General features: G+C 70.5%; 21 protein-coding genes. 10 read left to right on the top strand and 11 right to left on the bottom strand.

Features of this window, described 5'->3' with window-relative positions; all coding sequences use genetic code 11:
* Nucleotides 1-134: 134 nt before the first annotated feature.
* The gene (locus AB0B94_RS04315; RefSeq protein ID WP_357268111.1) at nt 135-1,373 is read left to right on the top strand and encodes an ATP-binding protein; all 1,239 of its coding nucleotides are present in this window, start codon (nt 135-137) and stop codon (nt 1,371-1,373) included.
* Nucleotides 1,374-1,380: 7 nt separating this feature from the next.
* On the opposite strand, the gene AB0B94_RS04310 is transcribed toward AB0B94_RS04315, so the two are convergent.
* On the bottom strand, nt 1,381-1,929 hold the full coding sequence (locus AB0B94_RS04310; protein WP_357268109.1) for an N-acetyltransferase: 549 nt from the start codon (nt 1,927-1,929) through the stop codon (nt 1,381-1,383).
* Between the two features lie 133 nt (nt 1,930-2,062).
* Here AB0B94_RS04310 and AB0B94_RS04305 point away from each other — a divergent pair, with 133 nt between their 5' ends.
* Nucleotides 2,063-2,608 carry a DoxX family protein gene (locus AB0B94_RS04305; protein WP_112583895.1) on the top strand — a complete coding sequence of 182 codons (546 nt, stop codon included), beginning with the start codon at nt 2,063-2,065 and terminating at the stop codon, nt 2,606-2,608.
* A gap of 215 nt (nt 2,609-2,823) precedes the next feature.
* The gene (locus tag AB0B94_RS04300) at nt 2,824-4,290 is read left to right on the top strand and encodes a glycosyltransferase 87 family protein (protein ID WP_357268107.1); all 1,467 of its coding nucleotides are present in this window, start codon (nt 2,824-2,826) and stop codon (nt 4,288-4,290) included.
* 4 nt (nt 4,291-4,294) lie between these two features.
* Here the strand turns inward: AB0B94_RS04300 and AB0B94_RS04295 are convergent, their stop codons facing one another.
* The 5 genes from AB0B94_RS04295 to AB0B94_RS04275 all read right to left on the bottom strand — a co-directional run bounded on the left by AB0B94_RS04295 (nt 4,295) and on the right by AB0B94_RS04275 (nt 10,340).
* The gene (locus AB0B94_RS04295; protein WP_357268105.1) at nt 4,295-4,723 is read right to left on the bottom strand and encodes a molybdenum cofactor biosynthesis protein MoaE; all 429 of its coding nucleotides are present in this window, start codon (nt 4,721-4,723) and stop codon (nt 4,295-4,297) included.
* On the bottom strand, nt 4,720-5,976 hold the full coding sequence (locus AB0B94_RS04290; RefSeq protein WP_357268103.1) for a molybdopterin molybdotransferase MoeA: 1,257 nt from the start codon (nt 5,974-5,976) through the stop codon (nt 4,720-4,722). The genes AB0B94_RS04295 and AB0B94_RS04290 overlap by 4 nt, the downstream gene beginning before the upstream one ends.
* A gap of 77 nt (nt 5,977-6,053) precedes the next feature.
* The gene (locus tag AB0B94_RS04285; RefSeq protein WP_357268101.1) at nt 6,054-6,524 is read right to left on the bottom strand and encodes a MogA/MoaB family molybdenum cofactor biosynthesis protein; all 471 of its coding nucleotides are present in this window, start codon (nt 6,522-6,524) and stop codon (nt 6,054-6,056) included.
* Nucleotides 6,521-7,012 (bottom strand): cyclic pyranopterin monophosphate synthase MoaC, encoded by a 492-nt coding sequence (moaC, locus tag AB0B94_RS04280; protein ID WP_357268099.1) that lies wholly within the window; start codon nt 7,010-7,012, stop codon nt 6,521-6,523. The genes AB0B94_RS04285 and moaC overlap by 4 nt, the downstream gene beginning before the upstream one ends.
* 262 nt (nt 7,013-7,274) lie before the next feature.
* The gene (locus AB0B94_RS04275) at nt 7,275-10,340 is read right to left on the bottom strand and encodes a BTAD domain-containing putative transcriptional regulator (RefSeq protein ID WP_357268097.1); all 3,066 of its coding nucleotides are present in this window, start codon (nt 10,338-10,340) and stop codon (nt 7,275-7,277) included.
* A 741-nt stretch (nt 10,341-11,081) separates the two neighbouring features.
* On the opposite strand from AB0B94_RS04275, the gene AB0B94_RS04270 reads away from it, so the two are divergent.
* The 6 genes from AB0B94_RS04270 to AB0B94_RS04245 all read left to right on the top strand — a co-directional run bounded on the left by AB0B94_RS04270 (nt 11,082) and on the right by AB0B94_RS04245 (nt 16,871).
* The gene (locus tag AB0B94_RS04270; RefSeq protein ID WP_357268095.1) at nt 11,082-13,613 is read left to right on the top strand and encodes an EAL domain-containing protein; all 2,532 of its coding nucleotides are present in this window, start codon (nt 11,082-11,084) and stop codon (nt 13,611-13,613) included.
* 50 nt (nt 13,614-13,663) lie between these two features.
* Nucleotides 13,664-15,013, top strand: coding sequence for a glycosyltransferase family 87 protein (locus AB0B94_RS04265; protein WP_357268093.1), 1,350 nt, complete (start codon nt 13,664-13,666; stop codon nt 15,011-15,013).
* 41 nt (nt 15,014-15,054) lie between these two features.
* Nucleotides 15,055-15,687 carry a phosphoribosyltransferase gene (locus tag AB0B94_RS04260; protein ID WP_357268091.1) on the top strand — a complete coding sequence of 211 codons (633 nt, stop codon included), beginning with the start codon at nt 15,055-15,057 and terminating at the stop codon, nt 15,685-15,687.
* A 22-nt stretch (nt 15,688-15,709) separates the two neighbouring features.
* Nucleotides 15,710-16,090: a zf-TFIIB domain-containing protein gene (locus tag AB0B94_RS04255; RefSeq protein ID WP_357268089.1), complete on the top strand. Its 381-nt coding sequence runs from the start codon at nt 15,710-15,712 to the stop codon at nt 16,088-16,090.
* A gap of 104 nt (nt 16,091-16,194) precedes the next feature.
* Complete coding sequence (locus AB0B94_RS04250) at nt 16,195-16,407, top strand: hypothetical protein (protein WP_357268452.1); 213 nt, start codon at nt 16,195-16,197, stop codon at nt 16,405-16,407.
* Entirely contained in the window at nt 16,311-16,871 is a 561-nt protein-coding gene (locus tag AB0B94_RS04245; protein WP_357268431.1) for a maleylpyruvate isomerase N-terminal domain-containing protein, read from the top strand. The genes AB0B94_RS04250 and AB0B94_RS04245 overlap by 97 nt, the downstream gene beginning before the upstream one ends.
* Before the next feature lie 23 nt (nt 16,872-16,894).
* Here the strand turns inward: AB0B94_RS04245 and dnaB are convergent, their stop codons facing one another.
* On the bottom strand, nt 16,895-18,298 hold the full coding sequence (gene dnaB / locus AB0B94_RS04240) for a replicative DNA helicase (protein WP_124853587.1): 1,404 nt from the start codon (nt 18,296-18,298) through the stop codon (nt 16,895-16,897).
* A 396-nt stretch (nt 18,299-18,694) separates the two neighbouring features.
* On the opposite strand from dnaB, the gene AB0B94_RS04235 reads away from it, so the two are divergent.
* Complete coding sequence (locus AB0B94_RS04235; RefSeq protein ID WP_357268087.1) at nt 18,695-20,248, top strand: hypothetical protein; 1,554 nt, start codon at nt 18,695-18,697, stop codon at nt 20,246-20,248.
* 151 nt (nt 20,249-20,399) lie between these two features.
* Here AB0B94_RS04235 and rplI read toward each other — a convergent pair whose 3' ends face one another.
* From rplI to rpsF, 4 genes are all read right to left on the bottom strand, one after another.
* Nucleotides 20,400-20,846, bottom strand: coding sequence for a 50S ribosomal protein L9 (gene rplI, locus AB0B94_RS04230; protein WP_030487689.1), 447 nt, complete (start codon nt 20,844-20,846; stop codon nt 20,400-20,402).
* A 14-nt stretch (nt 20,847-20,860) separates the two neighbouring features.
* Nucleotides 20,861-21,142, bottom strand: coding sequence for a 30S ribosomal protein S18 (gene rpsR / locus AB0B94_RS04225; protein ID WP_051723758.1), 282 nt, complete (start codon nt 21,140-21,142; stop codon nt 20,861-20,863).
* A complete protein-coding gene (locus tag AB0B94_RS04220) occupies nt 21,142-21,678 on the bottom strand; it encodes a single-stranded DNA-binding protein (protein WP_181518404.1) in 537 nt (178 codons plus the stop codon). The genes rpsR and AB0B94_RS04220 overlap by 1 nt, the downstream gene beginning before the upstream one ends.
* An 80-nt stretch (nt 21,679-21,758) precedes the next feature.
* A complete protein-coding gene (rpsF, locus tag AB0B94_RS04215) occupies nt 21,759-22,049 on the bottom strand; it encodes a 30S ribosomal protein S6 (RefSeq protein ID WP_036391391.1) in 291 nt (96 codons plus the stop codon).
* Nucleotides 22,050-22,193: the final 144 nt, after the last annotated feature.

The following is a 22,193-nucleotide window of genomic DNA, read 5'->3' as shown; positions in this document are numbered from 1 at the left end:
CCGATTACCAAAACTAGGGCTGTCTAGCGTCCATGCTAGACAGCCCTAGTTTTCGGTCGACGGTCTCGACACGCCGGTAGCCCCATCTATCCATGTCTAGCCTCGCAGCTAGATGGCCCGATAATCTGCGATGCGTGGATCCGGTCCGCAACCCGTACGCGCCGGGCGCCGGTCAGCGCCCGCCCGAACTTGCCGGGCGGGGGCGGGAACTGGACGTCTTCGACATCGTGCTTGAGCGCATCGCCCGAGGCCGACCCGAGCGCAGTCTGATGCTCACCGGGCTGCGTGGCGTCGGCAAGACGGTCCTGCTCAACACGCTCCGGTCGCAGGCCATCAACCGGCTCTGGGGCAGCGGCAAGATCGAGGCTCGACCCGACCAGTCGTTGCGCAGGCCGGTCGCCGCCGCACTGCACATGGCGGTCCGAGAGCTCGCCCCCCGCCACCGCGCACCGGACCGGATCGACGCGTTCCTCGGCGTGCTCAAGGCGTTCGCCCAACGGTCCAATCCGACCGGCCGGGCCGGTGCCGCCAAGCTGCGCGACCGGTGGCAGCCCGGCATCGACGTGCCGGCCGCCAGCGGCCGGGCCGACTCCGGCGACATCGAGATCGACCTGGTCGAGCTGTTCAGTGACGCCGCCGCCGTGGCCAGCGACGTCGGCACCGGCATCGCCATCTTCATCGACGAGATGCAGGATCTCGGCCCGGAGGACGTGTCAGCGCTCTGCGCCGCCTGCCACGAGCTGTCCCAGCTCGGCGCGCCGCTGATCGTCGTCGGCGCCGGCCTTCCGCACCTGCCGGCCGTGCTCAGCGCCGCCAAGTCGTACTCCGAACGGTTGTTCCGCTATCAACGCATCGACCGGCTCGACCGGATCGCCGCCGACCGGGCGCTCTGCGCGCCCGCCGAGCGCGAGGAGGTCGAGTACGAGCAGAAGGCACTCGACCTGCTCTACGAGAAGTCCGGCGGCTATCCCTACTTCGTCCAGGCGTACGGCAAGGCCACCTGGGACCACGCGCCACGCTCGCCGATCACCGCCGCCGATGTGCGGGTCGCCGCGCCCGAGGCGGAGGCCGAGCTGGCTGTCGGGTTCTTCGGTTCCCGGTTCGAACGGGCCACGCCCGCCGAACGCGAGTACATGCGGGCGATGGCCATGATGTCCGCGGTCGAGGGTGAGCCCGACGCGGTGGTCCGCGACGACATGGACGCGGCGGTGCCCACCGCGGAGATCGCCCGTGCCCTCGGCCGCAAGCCGGCCAGTCTGTCCCCGGCCCGGGACGCGTTGATCAAGAAGGGGCTGATCTACTCCGGCGAGCGGGGCACCGTCGCGTTCACCGTCCCGCACTTCGGCAGGTACCTGCGGACGCAGCCGGCCTGAGGCCCGGTCAGACCTTCGACCACGGCGCCGGAAAGAGCACCTCACCGCGAGGCGGGGGGCCCTCCTCACTGGTGGACGGCGGCAGCACCAGCGCCTGCCAGGGTTCACCGAGGCCGGCCCACGGGCCGGTCAGGCCCAGTTCACTCGCCGGGCCGAACCCGAACCGGCGGTAGAAGACCGGGGCACCGAGGACGACGACGAGCCGCTCGCCCAGCTCGGTGGAGGCGTCCAGGGCGGCCTGCACGACTGCCGTGCCGTGCCCGACACGCTGTCGGTGCGGCGCGACAGCCACCGGGCCGAGGGCCAGGACGGGCACGTCCGAGCCTCGCTCCGGCCGCAGCCGCACCCGGGTGAGCAGCGCGTAGCCGACCACCTCACCGCCGTACTCGGCGACCATTGCCAACTCCGGCAACCAGGCGGGGGTGTCGCGTAGCTCGTCGACCAGGCTGACCTCGGGCGGCGTCGTCACGTCCGGGCGGGCGAAGGCGGCGGCCAGTACGCGGCGGACCGGGCCGGCGTCGGCCGGGTCCTCGGGGCGTAGCCGCAGCGTGGTCACCCGCGCGACGTTACCCGTCAGCGCCCGTCCATCCGTGACTGTCGTTCGATTCGGCGTGGCGTACGTGTACGGACACCAATCCGATCCTGCGGTTGACGGGGTAGCAAACGCCGCGACGGGGTATGACTGATCCATGACGCCCGTACGCTCCCTCGCCCGCGCCATGCTGAGCGGCATCTTTGTGGTCAGCGGGTATCGCAACCTACGCGACCCCGGCCGGCTCGCGGTGGCCGCCAAACCGGTCACCGACAAGGTCGCGCCGGTGTTGAAGAAGGCACACCCGAGCTTCCCCACCGAGACCGAGACGTTGATCCGGCTCAACGCGGCAGTGCAGGTCAGCGCCGGTCTGATGCTGGCCACCGGCCGGTTCAGCCGACCTGCGGCGCTGGTTCTGGCCGGCACGCTGGTGCCGGTGACCATCGCCGGGCATCCCTTCTGGAACAACGACGACCCGATCGCCAAGAACAACAATCAGATTCACGTCCTGAAGAACCTCGGGCTGCTCGGCGGTCTGCTGCTCGCCGCGGCGGACACCGGCGGCAAGCCGGGTCTGCGGTGGCGGACCGGCCATCGCATCGGCCACTCTCGACGTTCCATGCAGCGCGCCGTCCGGACCGCCCGCCGCGAGGCCCGAATCGCCGTCCGCTCCGCGTCCACCGCACGTCGACTCCCCGGCTGACCTGCGTCGATCCGTCTCCGTCCCACCCCCACCCCTCGCTAAGGCCACGAATTACCTGAACCACCCGGTAGGCGTTAACGCGGTGGAAATGTCAAAAACATGTGTGGGATCGGACACGGTCGCATAACGCGGGAGGCACTGACGTGAGGCGCCGTTCTAGGCTCCGTGCAGGACCTGGACGGGTAGGACGACCTTGGTACGGGGGTGGCCACGCCATGCCGACGGATGTCGGTAGACGGGCGGACCGCCTCGCCCCAATCCAACGTGTGACACGCGGGATCGACCGTGTGACGCGCGGGATCGATCGCAGGAACGTCGTACGGGGCGCCATAGTGGCCGCCGTCGCCTATGCCGCATGGCTTGCCATCGGCACCTTCGGGCGGCCGTACAACTTCTTCGACATGAAGATCTACCACGGTGCCGTGGTGTGGTGGGCGAGCGGTCACGAGCTCTACGAGTTCATCGCGCCCGAAACAACACTCGGGTTCACCTATCCGCCCTTCGCCGGGCTGGTCATGCTGCCGATGGCGCAGCTGCCGATCGGCGTGGCGGGCCTGGTCAACGCCGCCGCCAGCATCGCCGCGTTGGCGCTGGTGCTGGCCGGGCTGCTCCGACCCATCGTGGACCGACTGGGGTGGCCACTGTGGTTCACGGTGGCCCTGGCGGTGCCGCTCGCGGTCGCCATCGAGCCCGCCCGGGAGACCCTCGGCTACGGCCAGGTCAACATCCTGCTGTTCGCCTTGATCATGGCGGACCTGATCGGCCTTCGCTGGCGGTCCCGCCGGGGCACCCACTACGCCGCCACCGACGGCCCGCTGCTGCGCTTCATCTACGGCGGAGCCTGGGCGGGGGCCGGTATCGGCCTCGCCACCGCGGTCAAGCTCACCCCGGCGCTGTTCATCGCCTACCTGCTGATCACCCGTCAGTGGCGGGTGGCGGCCACCGCCATCGGCACGACGATCGGCGTGACGGTGGGGACCTTCGCGATCGTCGGTGACGAGTCGCGGACCTACTTCGGCAGTGTGCTGTGGCAGACCGAACGGGTCGGCGCGGCGGACATGACGCCCAACCAGTCCCTCGCCGGCCTGCTCGCCCGGCTGTACGACTCGATCGAGACCCCGGGGCTGTTGTGGCTCGCCTTCTCGGTGCTGGTCCTGGCGCTGGGCCTGTCCCGGGCGGCCAGTTCCCGCGCCGACGGTGACGAGTTGACCGCCTTCACGTTGGTCGGTCTCACCGCGAACGTGATCAGCCCGATCTCCTGGACGCACCACCTGGTCTGGGTGATCCCGGCGATCATCGTGCTGGCCGACGCCGCAGTACGTCGCCGCGAGGCGAGCCGGGGGATGCCGCAGCGCACCGGCCAGGGGCCGGTCTTCGGCGGTCTACCCGGGGTCAACGGGCTCCGCCCGCCGATCTGGTACCCGACGCTGACCGGGCTCCGCCACGGCTTCGCCGCGATCGGGCTCTACCTGCTCTTCCTGATCTCTCCGATCTGGCCGTATGAGCACCAACTGCCGGAGATGTCGCACTACCAGGACGGCCTGTTCGGGGCACTGATGGAAAACTCGCTAGCGCTCGCGCTGATCGTGCTGGTCGCCGCGCTGCCCTGGCGCCCAGGCGCGGAGCCGGCGTTCTACGGCGACCGGGTGGCCCGGGTCGTGGGGGTCAACGGCCGCCGCTGAGCGGTCAGGGGCAGTTGACCCATTCCTCGGTGCCGTCGGTGAAGACCTGCCGCTTCCAGATCGGCAGTCGCGCCTTGACCTCGTCGACCAGTCGGGCGCAGGCCGCGAAGGCGGCCGCCCGGTGCGCGGTGCTCACCGCGGCGACGAGCGCCACGTCACCGATCACCAGGGGGCCGACCCGGTGCGAGACCGCCACCGCGTAGACGTCGGGCTCCGCGGCGATCTCGGCGGCCACCTCGCGCAGCACCTGTGCGGCGCTCGGGTGCCCCTCGTACTCCAGGCTGGTGACCTGTCGACCGTGGTCGTGGTCGCGGACCACGCCCTGGAACGACACCACGGCGCCGGCCCGGCGGTCGGCGACCGCCGCCTCGTGCGTGGCGAGGTCGAGCGGCTGGTCGGTGACCTCGCCGAAGGTGATCGCTGTTGCGGTCACGACGCACGCTCCCCGGGAAACAACGGCAGTGGGACGATCGGAACCCGGTCGCCCGGCTCACCGCGGGTGCCGGGTCGGATGACCGCGAACCCGTCCGCACCGGCCAGGCCCCGCAGCATCGCCGAGCCGACGTGACGGACCGGGAACGCGACGCCCGCGGCGCGGTCCAGTCGGACCAACGCCAGGTGGGTGTGGTCACCGCGACCGGGCACCGCCTCGGCCAACGTGACCTGCGGCAGCACCGGCATCGACCGGCCCTGGAGGCCGGCGAGCAGCGGGGCGACAAGCGACACCAGCGCCACGATGGCGGACTGCGGGTTGCCCGGCAGCCCGGCCACGAACCGGGCCCGCCCGTCGGAGCCGGTCAGCCGGGCCAGCAGCATCGGGAAGCCCGGGCGGACCGCCACCGTGTTGACCACGTAGTCGGCGCCGAGCGCCTCCAGGGTCGGGTGCAGGTGGTCGACCGGACCGTTCATGGTGCCGCCGGTGGTGCAGACCAGATCGGCGTGGCCCAGCGCCGAGCGTAGGGCCGCCACGTGCGCGGGCAGCGTGTCGGCCACCGGGCCGACCACGTCGGATGGGCGGACCTGGCAGCCGTAGCGCCGCAGCCAGGCCGGCACCGCGGGGCCCAGCGCGTCGCGGATGCGACCGGCCGCGGGCGGGCCCGCCGTCAGCAACTCGTCGCCGAAGACCAGCAGCGCGGCGCGCGGCGCCCGGCGGACCCGCAGCGTGTCGTGCCCGCAGGCGGCGGCCAGGCCGATCACCGCCGGGTCGACCGGCGTGCCGACCGGCAGCAGCTCCTCATCGGCGTACGCCTCCTCACCGGGTTTCCGCCACTCGGGCGTCTCCCGGGGAACGCCGGTGACCAGGCCGTCAGCGCTCGTCGACTCTTCCACCCGCAGCACGGCGGTGGCGCCCTCGGGCACCATCGCGCCGGTGGCGATCTCGACTGTGGTGTCGTCCTCGGTGAGCGGCTCGGGGGTGCTGCCGGCCAGGACCCGGCCGACGACGCGCCAGGGCCCGCTGCCCCGCACCGCCCAGCCATCCACGCTGGAGGTCGGGAACGCCGGCAGGTCGGTGCGGGTGGTCAACGGCTCGGCCAGGGTCGACCCGTCGGTGTCGACAAGTGGTCGGGCGGCGGCGGGCAGCGCGGCGGCCAGACCGACCGCGTAGACCCGCGAACGTGCTTCCTCCCACCCGGCCGGCGGGGGTGCGGTGACCCGATCCGCTGTGGGTGCGGTTTCCGTGCTCACCGACCGAGCCTATCGGCACGGACCGACACCCGCCCGGGCCTGGCGCGCACCGGTCACTGGTCGCCGCGGCGAAGCGGTCAGTGGTCCCCGCCGCGGAGCTGGTCGACGGTGTGGCCGAGGATCGGCCCGAGAACGGCCAGGCCATCCCGGGCACCGCCGGTCGAGCCGGGCAGGTTGACCACCAGCATCCGGCCGGCGACCCCGGCCAGGCCCCGGGACAGCACAGCGGTCGGCACCCGGTCACGGCTGTGCGCGCGGATCGCCTCGGCGATGCCGGGGATCTCGTAGTCCAGCAGGCCGCGGGTGACGTCCGGGGTGCGATCCGACGGGGTAACTCCGGTGCCACCGCTGGTCAGCACCACATCGACACCATCGGCGCGGGCGGCCCGCAGAGCATCGCCGACCGGCTCACCGTCGGGCACCACCACCGGGTCATCGACCTGGCAGCCCAGCTCGCGTAGGCCGGCCACGAGCAGCGGACCGCTGGTGTCGGCGTAGACACCGGCAGCGGCACGGTTGGAAGCGACGATCACCCGAGCCCGGATCACTGCCGGTCCTCCGGCCGAACCCACTGGCCCGTCTTGCCGCCCTCCTTGCGCAGCACCCGGACCGCCTCCACCGAGGCCGCCGGGTCGACCGCCTTGACCATGTCGATCAGGGCGAGACCGGCGACAGCAACAGCGGTCAACGCCTCCATCTCCACTCCCGTCCGGTCCGCGGTGCGGGCGGTCGCCGTGATCTCCACGGTGTCGGCGGTCAACCGCAGGTCGACTGTGACACCGTGCAGGGCAATCGGGTGGCACAGCGGGATCAGATCAGGAGTGCGCTTGGCCCCCATGATCCCGGCGAGCCGGCCGACGGCCAACGCGTCACCCTTTGGCAGCCCGTCGCGATGCAACAGGTCGATGACCTCGGGCGTGGTCCGCAAACGGCCGGCCGCGACGGCCAGCCGACCGGTCACCGCCTTGGCGGAGACGTCGACCATGCGGGCCGCGCCGGCGCGGTCGACGTGGCTGAGCTGCGCGGGTTCGGTCACGGTCGTGAGCCTATCGGTGCGGTACGACGGCGGTCGGAAGGAGCGGCGTCACGCTGACGATCGCACCGGGTGCTGACGGCGCGACGGCCTCGACGCCGCTCCTTCCTTGGCGACCCGCCGCCGAGGTCGCTGGGGGGACCCGGCAGCGGGCGCGTGTCGACGACCCGGTTCTGCCCACGGGCAGAACCTCCCCCGTTCGCCGATACGACAGGGAGGTTATCGGGCCGGACGATAAGAAATCGATAAGCGCCGTTCAGGCTGGTCAGCGCTGTGCGACCGGGGTCGCGTCAGGCAACTCGGCGAGGCGACGCTCGGCCTCGAAACGCTCCGGCACGCCCATCCGTCGGAAGATCGCCAACGCCCGCTCCCAGTGCCGTCGGGCCTCGACCGGGTCGACGCGGACGAAATATTCGGCAAGCCCGGCCAGGGCCCGTCCCTGCTCGTGCGGATGTGCGATCCGAGTGGCCAACCGCAACGCCTCCCGGTGCACCTCGTACGCTTCGCCGCCTCGCCCCTGCGCCAGCAGGGTGCGCCCGAGTTCGTTCAGCGCGGCGGCCTCGACGTGTCGCTCTCCCGAACCGATCGCCAGCTTCCGGGCCACCTCGTGCTCCTGCTGGGCCTCGACCAGACGACCCAGACCGCGATAGGCCATTCCGAGATCGTTGCGCACCTCGGCCTCGGCATACCGGTGGCCGGTGCGGTCGCGTAGCGCCAACGAGGCCAGCAGAATGCGGATCGCCTGCGGAAGGTCACCCATCCGGAGGCGTACGGCGCCGATGTGGCTGAGCGCGTTGAGGGTGTGGAACTCGTCAGAGTTCGTCCGGGCCCACGTCAGATGCAGGCGGTGTATCCGGAGCGCCTCCTCGTGGCGGCCCAGAGCGGTCAGCGCCAGTCCCAGGTTCGGCAGCAGGATGGAGCCGCCGACGTTCCCGTACACCTTGTAGTCGCGTAGACACTCGAAGCCGAGCTTCACCGACTCGGACAGGTGACCGCTCCACCAGTAGACAGCGGCGAGGTTCGCGCGGTACCGAGCCGGGTTCAGCGCGTCCCGCGAGTTGCGGGAGAGCTCGACCGAACGGGTGAGGTGGTCGAGCGCACCCTGCTTGTTCCCGGTCCGGACGTAGGCGGACGCCAGGTAGTTGTTCATCAGCGCGAGCGCATCGGGGTCCCCGGCCGCCTGCGCCGCCTCCAACCCGTGGCGGTGGGTCAGGATGATGTCTTCGAAGTAGCCGCGGATGTAGCAGAAACGCCAGAGAGCGCGGGCCAATTGCCAGCAGTGCTGGTGAAACCCCGACTCGCGTGCCGACAACACCATCGTCACCAGGTCTGGCCGCTCGGCCTCCAACCAGTCAGCGGTCGGCTCCCCGATGGCCGCGACGAGTTCGGGCGGTCCGGACGGAGTGTGCGTCACCTGGGATCTGATGACACCCGGCTCCAGCAGGTCGGCGACCTTCAGGACGACCTCCAGCGTGAAGTCGAACAGTCGACCCAGTCCGAGTCGGCGGTCGTTCGAGGAGTCGGTGCGTAAGCCGAGTTCGATGGAGTACTGCCGCATGAGGTCGTGCAGTCGATATCGCGTCGAGTCCAGGTCCTCCACCAGATTCCGGTCGACGAGGTCGTCGAGCGCCGCGCGAGCCTCCGCGATCGACAGACCGGTCAGTGCGGCGACTGCCGGCGCGCCGAAGCGGCTGCCGGGGTACAGCCCCAGGAACCGGAAGACACGTTGGGTCGAAGGTGGAAGCGGCTCATAGGAAGCGGCGAAGGCCCCAGTGACGGTGCTCTCCTCCTGAGCCAGATGGTGCAGCACCGGAGCATCACCGGCCATCTGTTCGACCAGGTCCGCCAACCGCCAGCCGCGCCGATGCGCCAGCCTGGCTCCGGCCAGCCGAATCGCCAGAGGGAGGTACCCGCAGCGACGCACCACCTCGACGGCAGCGTCCGGCTCGGCCTCGACCCTGTCCCCACCGACGCTGAGGCGGAGCAGATCCACGCTCTCCTGCGGGTTCATCACCGGCAGCGTCCGCGACGGTCCGGCATCCGGGTGGGACAGCCGCCGGCGCGAGGTCACCACCACAACGGTGGTCGGCTCGGCCGGCAGCAGGGGCATGATCTGCTCGCTGCTCGCGGCGTTGTCGAGAATCACCACCGCCCTGCGGCGGGCCAACTCCTGGCGCCACAGCTCCACCCTGTCGTCGAACTCCACCGGAACCCGGTCGGCCGGCACCCCGAGCTGTCGAAGCAGGGTGAACAGCGCACCCGCCGGCTCTATCCGGTTCTTGTCACCGTGCCCGCACAGGTCGATGAACAACGCGGCGTCCGGGTACCGGTCGGCCAGGCGGCGGGCGAGGTGCACCGCGAGGGCTGTCTTCCCGCTGCCCGCCATGCCGTCGATGATGTGTACGGCCGGCACCCGCTGCTCGACCCGCCGGGTCTCCGCCAGTAGCCGCAACACCACGCTTTCTCTGCCGACGAAGTCGGTGACCGCTCGGGGAAGGTGGTCCACCGGGCTGACCCGGGCCGCCTGCGCCGATGCCGCGCCGACCGGCGCGCCCTCCACCGAACGCGCCCGGGCGATCCCGCCAACCCGTACTGCCGCATCCTTAGCACCTGGGCGCGACATCGCCGTGCCGATGGAGCGGCGCAACTCCTCAAGGTTGCCCCCGGGGCCCACCCCCAACTCGGTGGTCAGCGTTGTTCGGATCTCGTCGTACGCCGCCAGCGCCTCCGCGTTGTCCCCGCGCTCGTGCAGGGCCCGCATGAGCAGGACGTAGGCCGGCTCGCGGAGAGGGTGGCGGGCCACCACTTCACGCAACAGCGAGATCGCCAGGTCGCCCCGGCCCGATCGCAGTTGGGCATCGGCGAGCAGCTCCGCGGTCAACAGCCGCTCCTCCTCGGCCGCGACAGTTCGGGAGGTGAGGACCGGCCCGAGCGGGACGCCGGCGAGCATCGGCCCCCGCCACCGCGCCAGCGCGCGCCCCAGTAGCTCGCGGGCACGCTCCAGGTGGCCGCCCGTCAGCGCTTCGCGCCCCGCGTCCCGTTCCAGCTCGAAGCAAAAGACGTCGACCCGTTCCGGATCGACGGCGAGTCGATAGCCGTTGCGTTGGCGCACGATGGCACCTTGGCCGGCTGGTTGCGCCTCGAAAGTCCGGCGCAAGTTGGCGGCATAGGTACGCACATTGGCTACCGCCGATCGCGGTGGGCGATCGGCCCATAACTCATCGACGAGGTCGTCCACTGTCACCAGTCGTCCGGGCTGGACGGTGAGCATTGCGAAGATTGCCTGCTGTTTGGGTGTACCAAGGCGCAGCGTGCGGGTAGACAGTTGCACCGAAAGGCCGCCCAGAACCTGAATCTCCACCCGCCCCCGCCAGCCCCGTAACAGGTATTCAGCCGATCACGCAACGGAGTGTACGACCCCGTGGGGTGGCGTACCGCTTACGAGCCGATACGGGCGACCGCTGGGCGTCCGGGAGTGACGCGAGGAGCTGCACGAATGCCAGCCCGAGACCGCACGCTGTCGGTCGCAAGTTGCATCGCCGCCAGCCGAAACGCGATTATTCACCCGCCCGTCGCCAAGGACCCCGGCGGAGGCGGGCACCATTACCCGTCTCCCTGGGCATCCTGGGCCGCGCCAACTCTGCCCATGCCGCCCTTACGGCTGACCAAACTCCGGATGAGGCATCTCCTGAAGAGCCCTCAGACTCAACGAATAAGCCGTCCCATAACCTCGTCAGATACCGTCCGCAGTTGCAAGGTGCCACTTGAATCCAGCGCCGGCAAGCTCGACCGCACTCCGTTCAGGAACGATGGACAGAACGTGATAAACGGGCTTCAACTTGGCTAATATTGCGCATACCGACATTTATTTCTTCTAACCTGCCCTTCCTGCTCTTAAGCTGCCTTTCAGATGAAGACCTCCCCATCGGGGGACAGGTACTCGAATTGGCGCAGCGGGAGAAGGGGGCAACGCGATGCGTGGCACCGACTGGAACTGACAAGTTCGACACAGGACTTCTGAGGGCCCGAGCAGTAGGCTGCGAGAACGCGCAAGCAGTCCTCCGGGAGCGGCATGACCCTTCCTCAGCGACGAGAGAATGAGACCGATCGGCGGCTGTTGCTGCTCGTCGGTCTCGTCGTCGTTGTTGCCGCGGTCATCGTCGCCACGTCCCTCCCGGCCGCCTGGCATACGGCGATGCCGGAGACGGTGAACGACGCCGCGGTCCTGGTCATGCTCACCCTCATGATCGCGTTGGGCACGTTGGTCAAGGCCCGGGTACGGATCCGATCGACGACCCAGTCGATCAGTTGGAACGAGACAGCGATCATCGTCGGTGCCGCCATCGCTCCAACCTCGGTGGTCGTGCTCTGCACCGCTGTCGGCATCGCCCTCGCCTCGCTCCGCCTCACACCGATAAAGCTGGCCTTCGGCATCGGCAAGAACGTCATCGTGGCCTGGGGCGCCGGCACCGCACTCGCGATGACGACCTGGACCTGGCCGCCCACCGGGACGACCCCCCTGACGCTGCTGGGGCCGTTGGCGCTCGCCTACCTGGTCGCGGCCCTCCTGGACGATCTGCTCGCCATCCCGGTCATCGCGCTCGCCTCCCAGACCAGGGTCGCGAAGCACTTCCGCAACAATCTCGACCTTCGGCTCGCCGGCTTCGCCGTGCGGTTCGCCGTCGCGGCCTGCACGCTGCTCATCATCCGGATGGACCCCCGGCTGCTGCTCGCCGTCCCACCCCTGGTCCTGAGCCTGCACCTGGCCTACTCCGCACGCATCCGAGGCCGCACCGAACAGCAGGCGTGGCAGCGGCTCGCCCGCACCACCGACGCGCTCAACGTGGTCGACCTGGACAACGTCCTCACCACCGCCGTTACCCAGGCCGCCGAGTTGTTCTCCGCCGACGAGGTCGAGATCGAGCTGCGCGACGGCGGCCGCACCGTACGCGGCGGCACCGGCGGCATTACCTTCGACGGCCCGACCGGCACGCCCACCGACGTGGCCGGCACTGTCGTCCCCGCGCCGCTGGAAGGCCACGACCGGACAGCCGACGTCGGCATGCTCCGACTGCGCTTCCGCGGCCCGGTGCGGCTCTCCGAGCGGGAGCAGTACACCCTGCGCACCTTCGCCTCCGCGCTCTGCACGGCAGTGCGCAACGCCCAGGCGTACGCCGAACTGGCCCGGGTCGCCGACGAGCACGCGTACGCGGCCTCGCACGACGCGCTGACCGGCCTGGCCAACCGCCGAAACCTCCTTGACGAGGGCACCGAGCAGCTGAGCAGCCGCCGCGCCGACGGGGTGACGGCGCTGGTGCTGATCGACCTCAACCACTTCAAGGAGGTCAACGACACGCTCGGGCACGCCGCCGGTGACCAGGTGCTGGTGCAGGTGGCAGACCGGTTGCGGGGCGCGGCCCAGGCGACCGACCTGGTGGCCCGCCTCGGGGGCGACGAGTTCGCCGTACTCCTACGCGGCCTGCCGGCCCCGGCGGTGGCGGCGCACCGGGCCGAGACGCTGCTCGCCGCGCTGCACGAGCCGTTCGACCTGGACGGCATGCGAATCAGCGTCGAGGCCAGCGGCGGCATCTCCGGCGCCCCGTCCAACGGCGGCATGGCCGAGCTGCTACGCCGCGCCGACGTGGCCATGTACCAGGCGAAGCGGGCCGGGCAGCGGATCGCCACGTACGCCCCGACCCGGGACACCGCCGACCTGGGCCGCCTCACCCTCGGCGGTGACCTGCCCCGCGCGGTCGCCGACCACGAGTTCGTCGTCAACTTCCAACCGATAGTCGACCTGGGCACCGGTGAGGTGACCAGCGCGGAGGCGCTGGCCCGCTGGCACCACCCGACCCACGGCATGATCGACCCGCTGCGGTTCCTGGAGGCGGTGGAACGCTCGGGCCTGCTACCGGCCTTCGCCGAGGCGATCCTCGACCAGGCGCTGATCGCGGCGGTCAGCTGGCGCGACGCCGGCTTCGACGTACCGGTCGCGGTCAACGTGTCCCCACGCAGCCTGCTCGACGCGCGGTTCCCCGGCTCGGTGCTGGCCCGCCTCAGAGCCCACGACCTACCACCGGACCGGCTGGTCCTGGAGCTGACCGAGACGCTGACCCTCAGCCAACTCGACGTCGTCGACCGGGTGCTCAGCCGGCTACGCGACGAGGGCGTCCGGTTGGCGTTGGACGACTTCGGCACCGGCTACTCCTCCCTCTCGCTGCTCTCCCGGATCCCGGTACACGAGCTGAAGATCGACCGGAGCTTCGTGACGACGATGGAGAGTTCGGCGGAGGCCGCCGCCGTCATCCGCTCCACCCTCGACCTGGGCCGCAGCCTCGACCTGGACGTGGTGGCCGAGGGGGTGGAGAGCGAACCGCAGCGGCGAGCCCTCTGGGAGTTGGGCTGCGTCGCCGGCCAGGGGCACCTGTTCGCCCGGCCCATGCCATCCGGCACCCTGCTCGCGGCGATGCAGCGCGGCTCGGGTGGCCGACCGGGCACCCTCGCCGCACCGCTGCACGACACCGGGGCGGTGATCCGGCTGAGCCAGAACCGCCGCCAGGCCGGCCGCTCCAAGCCTGACCGCCTGCCACACCTGCCCGCCTGAGCAGGCATCGCCCCGCTGGGCGGGCAGCCCGGTCTGCCAGACTGTCGCGCGTGATCGTCGACGACCCGACCGCCCACCGCAGTCGCTGGCACTGGCGCACGCTCGACAACGCCGCCGACGGACTCGCTCTCGACCTGGGCCTCTACGCCGTGTCGGCCATCTTCGCCGCGATCACCGCCGTCACGTCCACCCTGCTGCCGCACCGCGCCTGGGGCGCGGTCGCCGCCGTCGGCTACCTGCTCGCAACGCTGACGGTGATCGCCCAACTTCTGCTGCGTCGGCGCTGTCCAACCTCCCGGCTGACCGGCCTGCCGGCCCGCTGGACGGTCACCGGTCTCGCCTGGGCCACCACCACACTGCTGCCCCTGGCCTGGCAGAGCGTCGACCGGGCCGGCGGGCGCACCGACCGGGCCCAGGAGGAGGTGCTGGTCGTGGAGCAGGCCGGCAGCCGCCTCCTGGAACACGGCACGCCCTACCTCGGACCCGACGCCATCGCCGCCCTGCCACCCGGCGAGCAACTGATGGGCTACACCCCGTACCAGCCCGGCATGGCGATGTTCGGCCTGCCCAGGGCACTGCTCGACACCTGGTGGACCGACTCCCGGGTCTGGTTCGCGGTGGGCACCGCGCTGGCGCTCGCAGTGGCAGTGGCCGCCCTGCGCAGAACACCGGCCACCACCGGCCAGGCCACCACCGCCGCGACCCGCCGCCGGGACGCCGCAGTGCTGCGCGGCGTGCAGGCCGCCACCGTACTGCCGATCTGCGCCCTGACCCTCGCCACCGGCGGCGACGACCTACCCGTACTCGCGCTCTGCCTGCTGGCCCTCGCGTTCGCCGCCGCCGAGCGACCCGGCCGGGCCGGCCTCGCGGTCGGACTCGCCGGCGCGCTGAAGCTGTTCGCCTGGCCAGTCGCCCTCGTCCTGATCGTCTGGGGCCTGACCCGACGCTCCGGAACCCGAGTCGCCCTCGGCGCGATCGGACTGCCCGTCGCCGCACTACTGCCGGCGCTGCTGGTCGACCGCGACGCCCTCACCGAGAACGTGCTGCGCTTCCCCCTCGGCCACGGGCTGGTCACCAGCCCCGCGCAGTCCCCGTTCCCCGGCTACCTGATCGCCAACGCGCTACCCGCCGGCCGGCTGATCGCCGCCGGGCTGCTGGTCGCCGCCGGAGTGGCCATCGCCGTCCGGCTCGCCCGCCGCCCGCCCCGCACCGCCGTCGCCACCGCGCTGATTTGCGGGTACGGGCTGCTCGCCGCCATCGCCCTGATGCCCTCAACCCGCTTCGGCTACCTGCTGTACCCGCTGGCCCTGCTGACCTGGGCTCCCGCCCTGCACCGTCCGGGCGACACACCGACCGCCGCGATTGCCGATGAGCGGTCCGGTCGGACCACTTCGGCGTAACTTCCGAGCGGAACAGCGCCCCAGGGCGTAGACCTGAACACATGACCACGTACCGCGACCGGGCCGACGCCGGCCGGGTGCTCTCCGAACGGCTCACCGCGCTCATCGGCGAACCGGACGTCGTCGTCCTGGGCCTCGTCCGTGGCGGCGTGCCGGTCGCCCGGATCGTCGCCGAACGCCTCGGCGCACCACTGGACGTGCTGGTCGTCCGCAAGCTCGGCATGCCGTGGGCCCGGGAGGTCGCCTTCGGCGCACTCGGGCCGGGCGGTGTCCAGGTGCTCAACGACGCGGGGGCCAGCAGACTCAGCAGCGATGACATCGCCGAGGTCCGCCATCGGGAGCAGGCCGAACTGGAGCGTCGGGAACGGCTCTACCGGGGCGACCGCCCACAGCTGGACCTCACCGGGCGGACGGCCGTGATCGTCGACGACGGCCTCGCCACCGGCGCAACCGCCCGCGTCGCCGTCGAGGTAGTCCGCCAACTCGGTGCACACCGCGTCGTGGTGGCGGTCCCGGTCGGGGCGCAGGAGGCGTACGAACTGCTTGCCGCCGAGGCCGACCAGGTCATCTGCGCGCAACGCCCGGCGGACTTCGGCGCTGTCAGCGTCTACTACGACGATTTCCACGAGGTGTCCGACCAAGAAGTCACCGAGGCGCTCACAGCAACTGCATAGGTCCACCAGGTACCGTCGGGCGATGAGTAGCCTCACCTGTCCCAAGTGTCACGGAGAAATGCGCCAGTACGAGCGCAGCGGCGTCGTCATCGACCAGTGCGGGGAGTGCCGAGGCATCTTCCTGGACCGCGGCGAGCTGGAGAAGCTGTTCGAGGCGGAGGCCAACTGGAGCCGCCAACAGAGCGGCGGCGCGCCAGGGCAGCCCGCGCAGCAGCCGGCCGGCTACCCGCCCCCGCCGCCTCCGCCGCACCAGCCCGGTTACGGCGCCGTCCCGCCGCCGCCCCCGCCCGCCCACGGCTACCCGCCGCAGCCGGCCTACGGCCACCAGCAGCAGCACCACGGCTACCACGGTCACTACCGGCAGAAGAAGCGCAAGGGCTTCCTCGACGAGATGTTCGGCTGATCCCAGGCCGACCTCCCGCCCGGGTCGATCACGCGTCGGCCCGGGCACACCACCCGGGTCATTGATCGTTGGCGGGCGCGATGCTTCATGCGAGGCTGAATCGCATGACCGCGATCCAACCCGACGAGGCGCTGGCCCAGGCGTACGACGGCATCACCGCGGTGGTCGGTCGCCTGGACGATGCCGGCCTGCACGAGCCACCCGCTGCCGGGGCTGGCTCATCGCCGACCTGCTCCTGCACGTGCTCGGCGACGCCCAGCGGGCACTCGTCGCACTGGCCAGCCCCGTCGATGGTCCCGCCGACGTCGACGACGTGAGCTACTGGCGTGACTTTCCCGGCAGCGACGACGAAGCCGCCGGGCACGCCTGGTGGGTCCGCCGATCGGCTGCCGCCTTCGACCGCCCGACCGGGATCGTCGCGCTCTGGCGGGACACCGCCCCGGCGGCGGTCCGCGCCGCCGCGTCAGCCAACCCCGAGGGGTACGTGACCACCCAGGGACACGTGCTACGCGTACCGGATTTCCTCGCGACCCTGACCACCGAAGCCGCGGTCCACCACCTGGACCTGACGCTGGAACTGCCCGACGCGCCGCCGCCCGGCCCACTGGCGGTACGCGTCGCGGTGGCGACTATGGACGGCCTGCTCAGCGACGACACCGTTCGACCCAGCGCCTGGGACGACAACGACTTCCTGCTGAAGGCCACCGGGCGCGTACCGCTGACCGACCGGGACCGGCTGGAACTGGGTGAGTCGGCGGGCTGGTTCCCACTGCTCGGCTGACCGACGACGGGTCGCCGCGCCGGTCAGCCAATGGCCATGTCGACGAAGCGGGACAGGTGCAACTGGGCGGCGACAGTCACCGTGTCGGTGGGGCCATTTCGATGCTTGGCAATGATGAAATCCGCCTCCCCGGCCCGCGGCGACTCCTTGTCGTAGTAGTCGTCGCGATGCAGAAGGATGACAACGTCGGCATCTTGCTCAATTGATCCTGATTCACGCAAATCGGACAGCTGGGGTCGCTTGTCGGTGCGCTGCTCGGGGCCACGGTTCAGCTGACTGACCGCGATCACCGGGCACTCGACCTCCTTGGCCAACAGCTTGAGGCCACGGGACAGGTCCGCGACCTCCTGCTGACGACTCTCGGTGCGCTTTGGTGAGGTCATCAGCTGGAGATAGTCGACCACGATCATCTTGAGGTCGTGCCGCTGCTTGAGCCGCCGAGCCTTGGCCCGGATCTCCATCAGGTTCATGCTCGGCGTGTCGTCGACGAAGAGCGGCGCCTCGCTGATCTCACCCATGCACCGGGCCAGCTTGGTCCAGTCGTCGTCGGAGAGCTGACCGCTGCGCAAAACGTGCAGCGGCACCCGCGCCTCGGCGGAGAGCAGCCGCATGACGATCTCGACCTTGCTCATTTCCAGCGAGAAGATGGCTGCCGCCTGATTGGCGCGAATAGCGGCATTTCGGGCAAAATCCATGCTAGCGGTCGATTTGCCCAAACCAGGTCTTCCTGCAACGATGATCAGCTGCCCGGCGTGCAGGCCATTGAGCAGTCGGTCCAAGTCGCTGAAGCCGGTCGGCACGCCGGTCATCATGCCGCCGGTCGCCCCCACCGCCTCGATCTCGTCCAGGGTCGGCTGCAACATGTCGGCCAGGATCGCGAAGTCCTCGCTGACCCGCCGCTCGGTGACGTCGTACACGGCCTGCTGGGCGAGGTCGACGACGTCGTCGACGTCGCGGCTGCCGCCGCTGGCGGTGCCGTAGCCCAGCTGCACGATCTTCGTGCCGGCCTCGACCAGTCGGCGCAGCACGGCCCGCTCGCTGACGATGCGGGCGTAGTACGCCGCGTTGGCGGCGGTGGGCACGCTGGCGATGAGCGTGTGCAGGTACGGTGCGCCACCGATGCGTACCAGGTCCCCGGAGTCGGCGAGCGCCGCCGCGACAGTGATCGAGTCGGCCGGCTCACCCCGGCCGTAGATGTCGAGGATGATGTCGAAGATGGTGGCGTGCACCGGCCGGTAGAAGTCGTTGGTCTTGAGGATCTCGACGACGTCGGCGATGGCGTCCTTGGAGAGCAGCATGCCGCCGAGGACGCACTGCTCGGCCGCGACGTCCTGGGGCGGGGTCTTGTCGAACTGGCCGTCCCGCTGCGCGGGTGGCTGGCCTCCGCCGGAGCGTGGCTCTGCCCGCATGTCGTCGGTGACCGACACGGGTCCCCCCTCCACTGCACCGGTTCCAAACCCAGCTCTATCGCTGGGGTACGACACTTCTCCTCCGACCGGGCCGGTCGATCGGGGGCCATCGCCGACGGTCGAGGGCCAACCATACGGACCCCGAGGTCAGAGACTCAACAACGCCGGTGGACGAGCCTCGGGACAACCTGTGGATCCCGGTGGACAGCATGTGCGCAGCGTGTGCACAGCCTGTGGATAACCATTGGGGAATTCTCGGCCATAAGTCGTTGACCTGCGAAGACATGCTCCCCAGCCTGTGGAGGAGAATATTTCGGTCGGGCCTGTGACACGATCGTCCCGTACTATCTCCAGCGAACGGCTACACCTGGACAGCGGATTCCGCTTTCGGTTCAGAAGGGTCACACTCCGGCCGTGAATTACCGGGACTGGGGACGCGGCGATGGCAGCCCGCGCGAGCGCCAGCCAACCGCCTCGTGGGGTGACCGCGCGGCGTCTGTTCCGGTTGATCCGTACGACGAGGACGGGCGCTACCGCACCTCAAGCCGGCGGCGTGCCCTGGACCGCGGCCAGGACGAGCCTGTCGACGCCTACCTGCCCCGGTGGGCGCTGGAGTCAGGGGTCCGGCACGCGGACGGCGGTGGCCGGCACGCGGCACCGGACGACGACGAGGACGAGCCCGAGCGGCCGGTCTCGGGGGCAGGCCGACGGTCCGCCGAGTCGTCGAGTGGTCGGCGGCGCGGCAGCGAGCCGCGCCGACGGGAGCAGGCAGCGATCGGCCCCGCGCCAGACTCGGACCACACCCGAGAGTGGACGCTCGACCGGCCGCAGGACCAGGGGTATGCCGGCCGCCGACGCGCCGACGCCGGGGAGGACGAGCCGGTCTCTGGCGCTGTTTCGGACCGGCGGCCCCGCCGCGCGCCCGTTGGCCGTCCGCAGGTGATCTGGTCGGGCGGGGAGCCCGAGTCCGCTCCTGGCGGGCAGGTGCCGGAGCAGGAGCCGAGCCGTCCCAGCCGGCGTAGCCGCCGTGCGGCGGAGGAGTCCTGGTCCCGTCCGGCGGCCGACCCGTGGGCCAGCGGATCGGACCGGGCGGTGGAGCCCGAACCGTCGTACCCGCCTGCTGTGGACCCGTGGGACGCCTCCGGCGTGCACGCGTGGCCGCCGACGACCGGCGCGGAGGGCGGGGATCTGAGCGGGCAGTGGTCGGCGGTGGAGAGCGTCGGGGGCTGGGAACGGTCGGACCGCACCGGCCAGTGGGAGCGGTCCGCGATCGAGGACGACCAGTGGGACCGTACGCTGGCGCCGCGCTCCGATCGCTCGGAGGCGGCCGAGGGGTGGCCGAGCCGGGAAGACGGGTTCTGGTCCGGCACTCGGTTGGCTGATGACGACCCGCGTTGGATGGATCCGACGACGTCGGCGCCCCGGTCTCCGGTGGTGGGATACACCGCCCCACGGCCGCGCAGCGCGCCTGCGCCGCGTACTGGCGGGCCACGTGCGGGTACGCCGCGGCGTCGGGCGGAGCGGCCTGCGGTGGGAACGGCGTCGGTACGTCGGCGGGTCGAGTCGGCGGCCACGGGTGCCTGGGCGAGGCGTCTGGAGGACGACCTGCTGGATCCGGATCCGGGTGGGTCCGTCCGGCCTCTGCTGTACACGGCGGCCTGTTACCTGGTGCCGGCGATGCTGATCTTCGTTTGGCTGTTGACGTTGGACAGCCAGGCGCCGGCTGGTTGTGTGACAGACATCAGCGGGGGCGGGTGTGAGTCCGCCCGGTCGCGCGCCCTGGAGTCGCTGGTGGCCGGTTCGCCGCGCTTCGGTTTGGCGCTGGTGAGCAGTTTGGTGGTGGCGGCGCTACTGCGGCGGGTGGGTACGACATGGCGCTCGGCGACCATCGCTGTTGCCGCCGCGGTGGTGGGCGGTGGCCTCTCCACTGTGCTGATCAGCGCGGTGACGGGCCAGCCCATCGGGTGACCGCAGTTTCGTCGCGGTCGGGGGCAGCTTCACCGAGGGTGTGGACGACGCGGGCCCGTCGGCGGGCCCGGGCGGTGTCGGGTCGGACCACGTACGCACGAGGGCCCGCACCGATCGCTCGGTGCGGGCCCTCGTGGTGGTGTTGCGGACGTCAGCCCTGAACGACGTTCAGGTTGAACGACGCGGTCACCTCGGGGTGCAGCTTGATCTTCACCGGGTAGGCGCCGATCGACTTGATGTGACCGGGCACCTCCAGCCGGCGACGATCGAGGACCGGGCCGCTGGCGGCCTTGACGGCGTCGACGATCTCGGCCGGAGTGACCGAGCCGAAGAGCCGTCCGCCGTCGCCGGCGCGGACCTTCAGGTTGACCTTGAGACCCTCGAGCTGAGCCTTGACCTCGTTGGCGTGGTCGAGGTCGCGGATCTCGCGGGCCCCACGGGCCCGCTTGATGACCGTGACCTGCTTTTCCGCGCCCTTGGTCCAGACGATCGCGAAGCCCTGCGGCAGCAGGTAGTTACGGCCGTAGCCGTTCTTGACCTCGACGATGTCGCCCGGGGCACCGAGGCCGGACACTTCCTGAGTCAGGATGATCTTCATATCGGTGCCTCCTCTCAGCGGGTGGTGGCCGTGTACGGCAGGAGCGCCATCTCACGGGCGTTCTTGACCGCACGGGCGATCTGCCGCTGCTGCTGCGAGGTCACGCCGGTCACCCGACGAGCGCGGATCTTGCCGCGATCGGAGATGAACTTGCGCAGCAGCGCGGTGTCCTTGTAATCGATGTAGGCGATCCCGTCCTTGTCGAGCGGGTTCACCTTCTTCTTGGGCTTGCGCAGTGCCGCAGCCTTGGCCGTTGCACGTGCTCCTGGTTTGCGATCGCGAGCGCTAGGCGCCATTAGAACGGTGGCTCCTCGTCAAAATTGGCGCCCGAACCGGCACGCGCGGGAGAGGGTGCAGCCGAAGCCCAGGGGTCGTCGAAGTTTCCTCCGCCGCCACCCTGGTTGCCACCGCCACCGCCGCCACCGAAGCCGCCGCCACCGCCGCCGGAGCGGGACATCTTCTGCACCTTCGCCGTGGCGTAGCGCAGCGACGGGCCGATCTCGTCGACCTCAAGCTCGATGACAGTGCGCTTCTCACCCTCGCGGGTCTCGTACGACCGCTGACGCAGCCGGCCCGACACGATCACCCGGGCGCCACGCTGCAGCGACTCGGCGACGTGCTCGGCGGCCTGCCGCCACACGGTGCATGCGAGGAACAGCGGCTCGCCGTCCTTCCATTCGTTCGACGCCTTGTCCATGAAACGCGGCGTCGAAGCGACTCGGAACTTGGCGACCGCAGCCCCGGAGGGGGTGAACCGCAACTCGGGGTCATCGGTCAGATTGCCGATGACCGTGATGGTGGTGTCTCCTGCCATGACCATCTCCTCGCGCACTCAGCGTCTCGTCGTACAGGCTCGCAGAGCCGTACGACAGAGTCGCGGAGGCTGATCCGGACGAACCGGGGTTGGATGCTCTAGCGCATTTCCGGTCGGATGACCTTGGTGCGCAGCACGGACTCGTTGAGCCGGAGCTGACGGTCCAGCTCGGCCACCGCAGCAGGCGTAGCCTGCAGGTCGATGACGGCGTAGATGCCTTCGGCCTTTTTGTTGATCTCGTACGCGAGGCGCCTGCGGCCCCACACGTCGGTCTTCTCAACCGAGCCACCCGCGGTCCGAATCACGTTCAGGTACGTGTCGAGCGACGGTGCGACGGTGCGCTCCTCGAGGCTGGAGTCGAGGATGACCATTAGTTCGTAGTGACGCAAGACGTGCTCACCTCCTGTGGGCTAAGCGGCCACGGTCCTTCCGTGGCAGGAGGTCTTGTGTCGCTGCCCGCACGCGCCGAGGGAACCCGGCCGGACGCGGACAACCTGACCAGGATACCCGGTCCCAACGATCATGCCCGGGGT

Origin of the sequence: Micromonospora sp. NPDC048986 (assembly GCF_040649335.1) — a bacterium.
Taxonomy (GTDB): domain Bacteria; phylum Actinomycetota; class Actinomycetes; order Mycobacteriales; family Micromonosporaceae; genus Micromonospora; species Micromonospora alfalfae.
The sequence above is the reverse complement of the archived record's forward strand: the minus strand, read 5'-3'. Positions and strand labels throughout refer to the sequence as shown.

Excerpts from the sequence above, each read along its gene's own strand:
- AB0B94_RS04305 (WP_112583895.1), top strand. The coding sequence starts at position 2,063 with ATGACGCCCGTACGCTCCCTCGCCCGCGCCATGCTGAGCGGCATCTTT.
- AB0B94_RS04300 (WP_357268107.1), top strand. The coding sequence starts at position 2,824 with ATGCCGACGGATGTCGGTAGACGGGCGGACCGCCTCGCCCCAATCCAA.
- AB0B94_RS04270 (WP_357268095.1), top strand. The coding sequence starts at position 11,082 with ATGACCCTTCCTCAGCGACGAGAGAATGAGACCGATCGGCGGCTGTTG.
- AB0B94_RS04260 (WP_357268091.1), top strand. The coding sequence starts at position 15,055 with ATGACCACGTACCGCGACCGGGCCGACGCCGGCCGGGTGCTCTCCGAA.
- AB0B94_RS04255 (WP_357268089.1), top strand. The coding sequence starts at position 15,710 with ATGAGTAGCCTCACCTGTCCCAAGTGTCACGGAGAAATGCGCCAGTAC.
- AB0B94_RS04250 (WP_357268452.1), top strand. The coding sequence starts at position 16,195 with ATGACCGCGATCCAACCCGACGAGGCGCTGGCCCAGGCGTACGACGGC.
- rplI (WP_030487689.1), bottom strand. The coding sequence starts at position 20,846 with ATGAAGATCATCCTGACTCAGGAAGTGTCCGGCCTCGGTGCCCCGGGC.
- rpsR (WP_051723758.1), bottom strand. The coding sequence starts at position 21,142 with ATGGCGCCTAGCGCTCGCGATCGCAAACCAGGAGCACGTGCAACGGCC.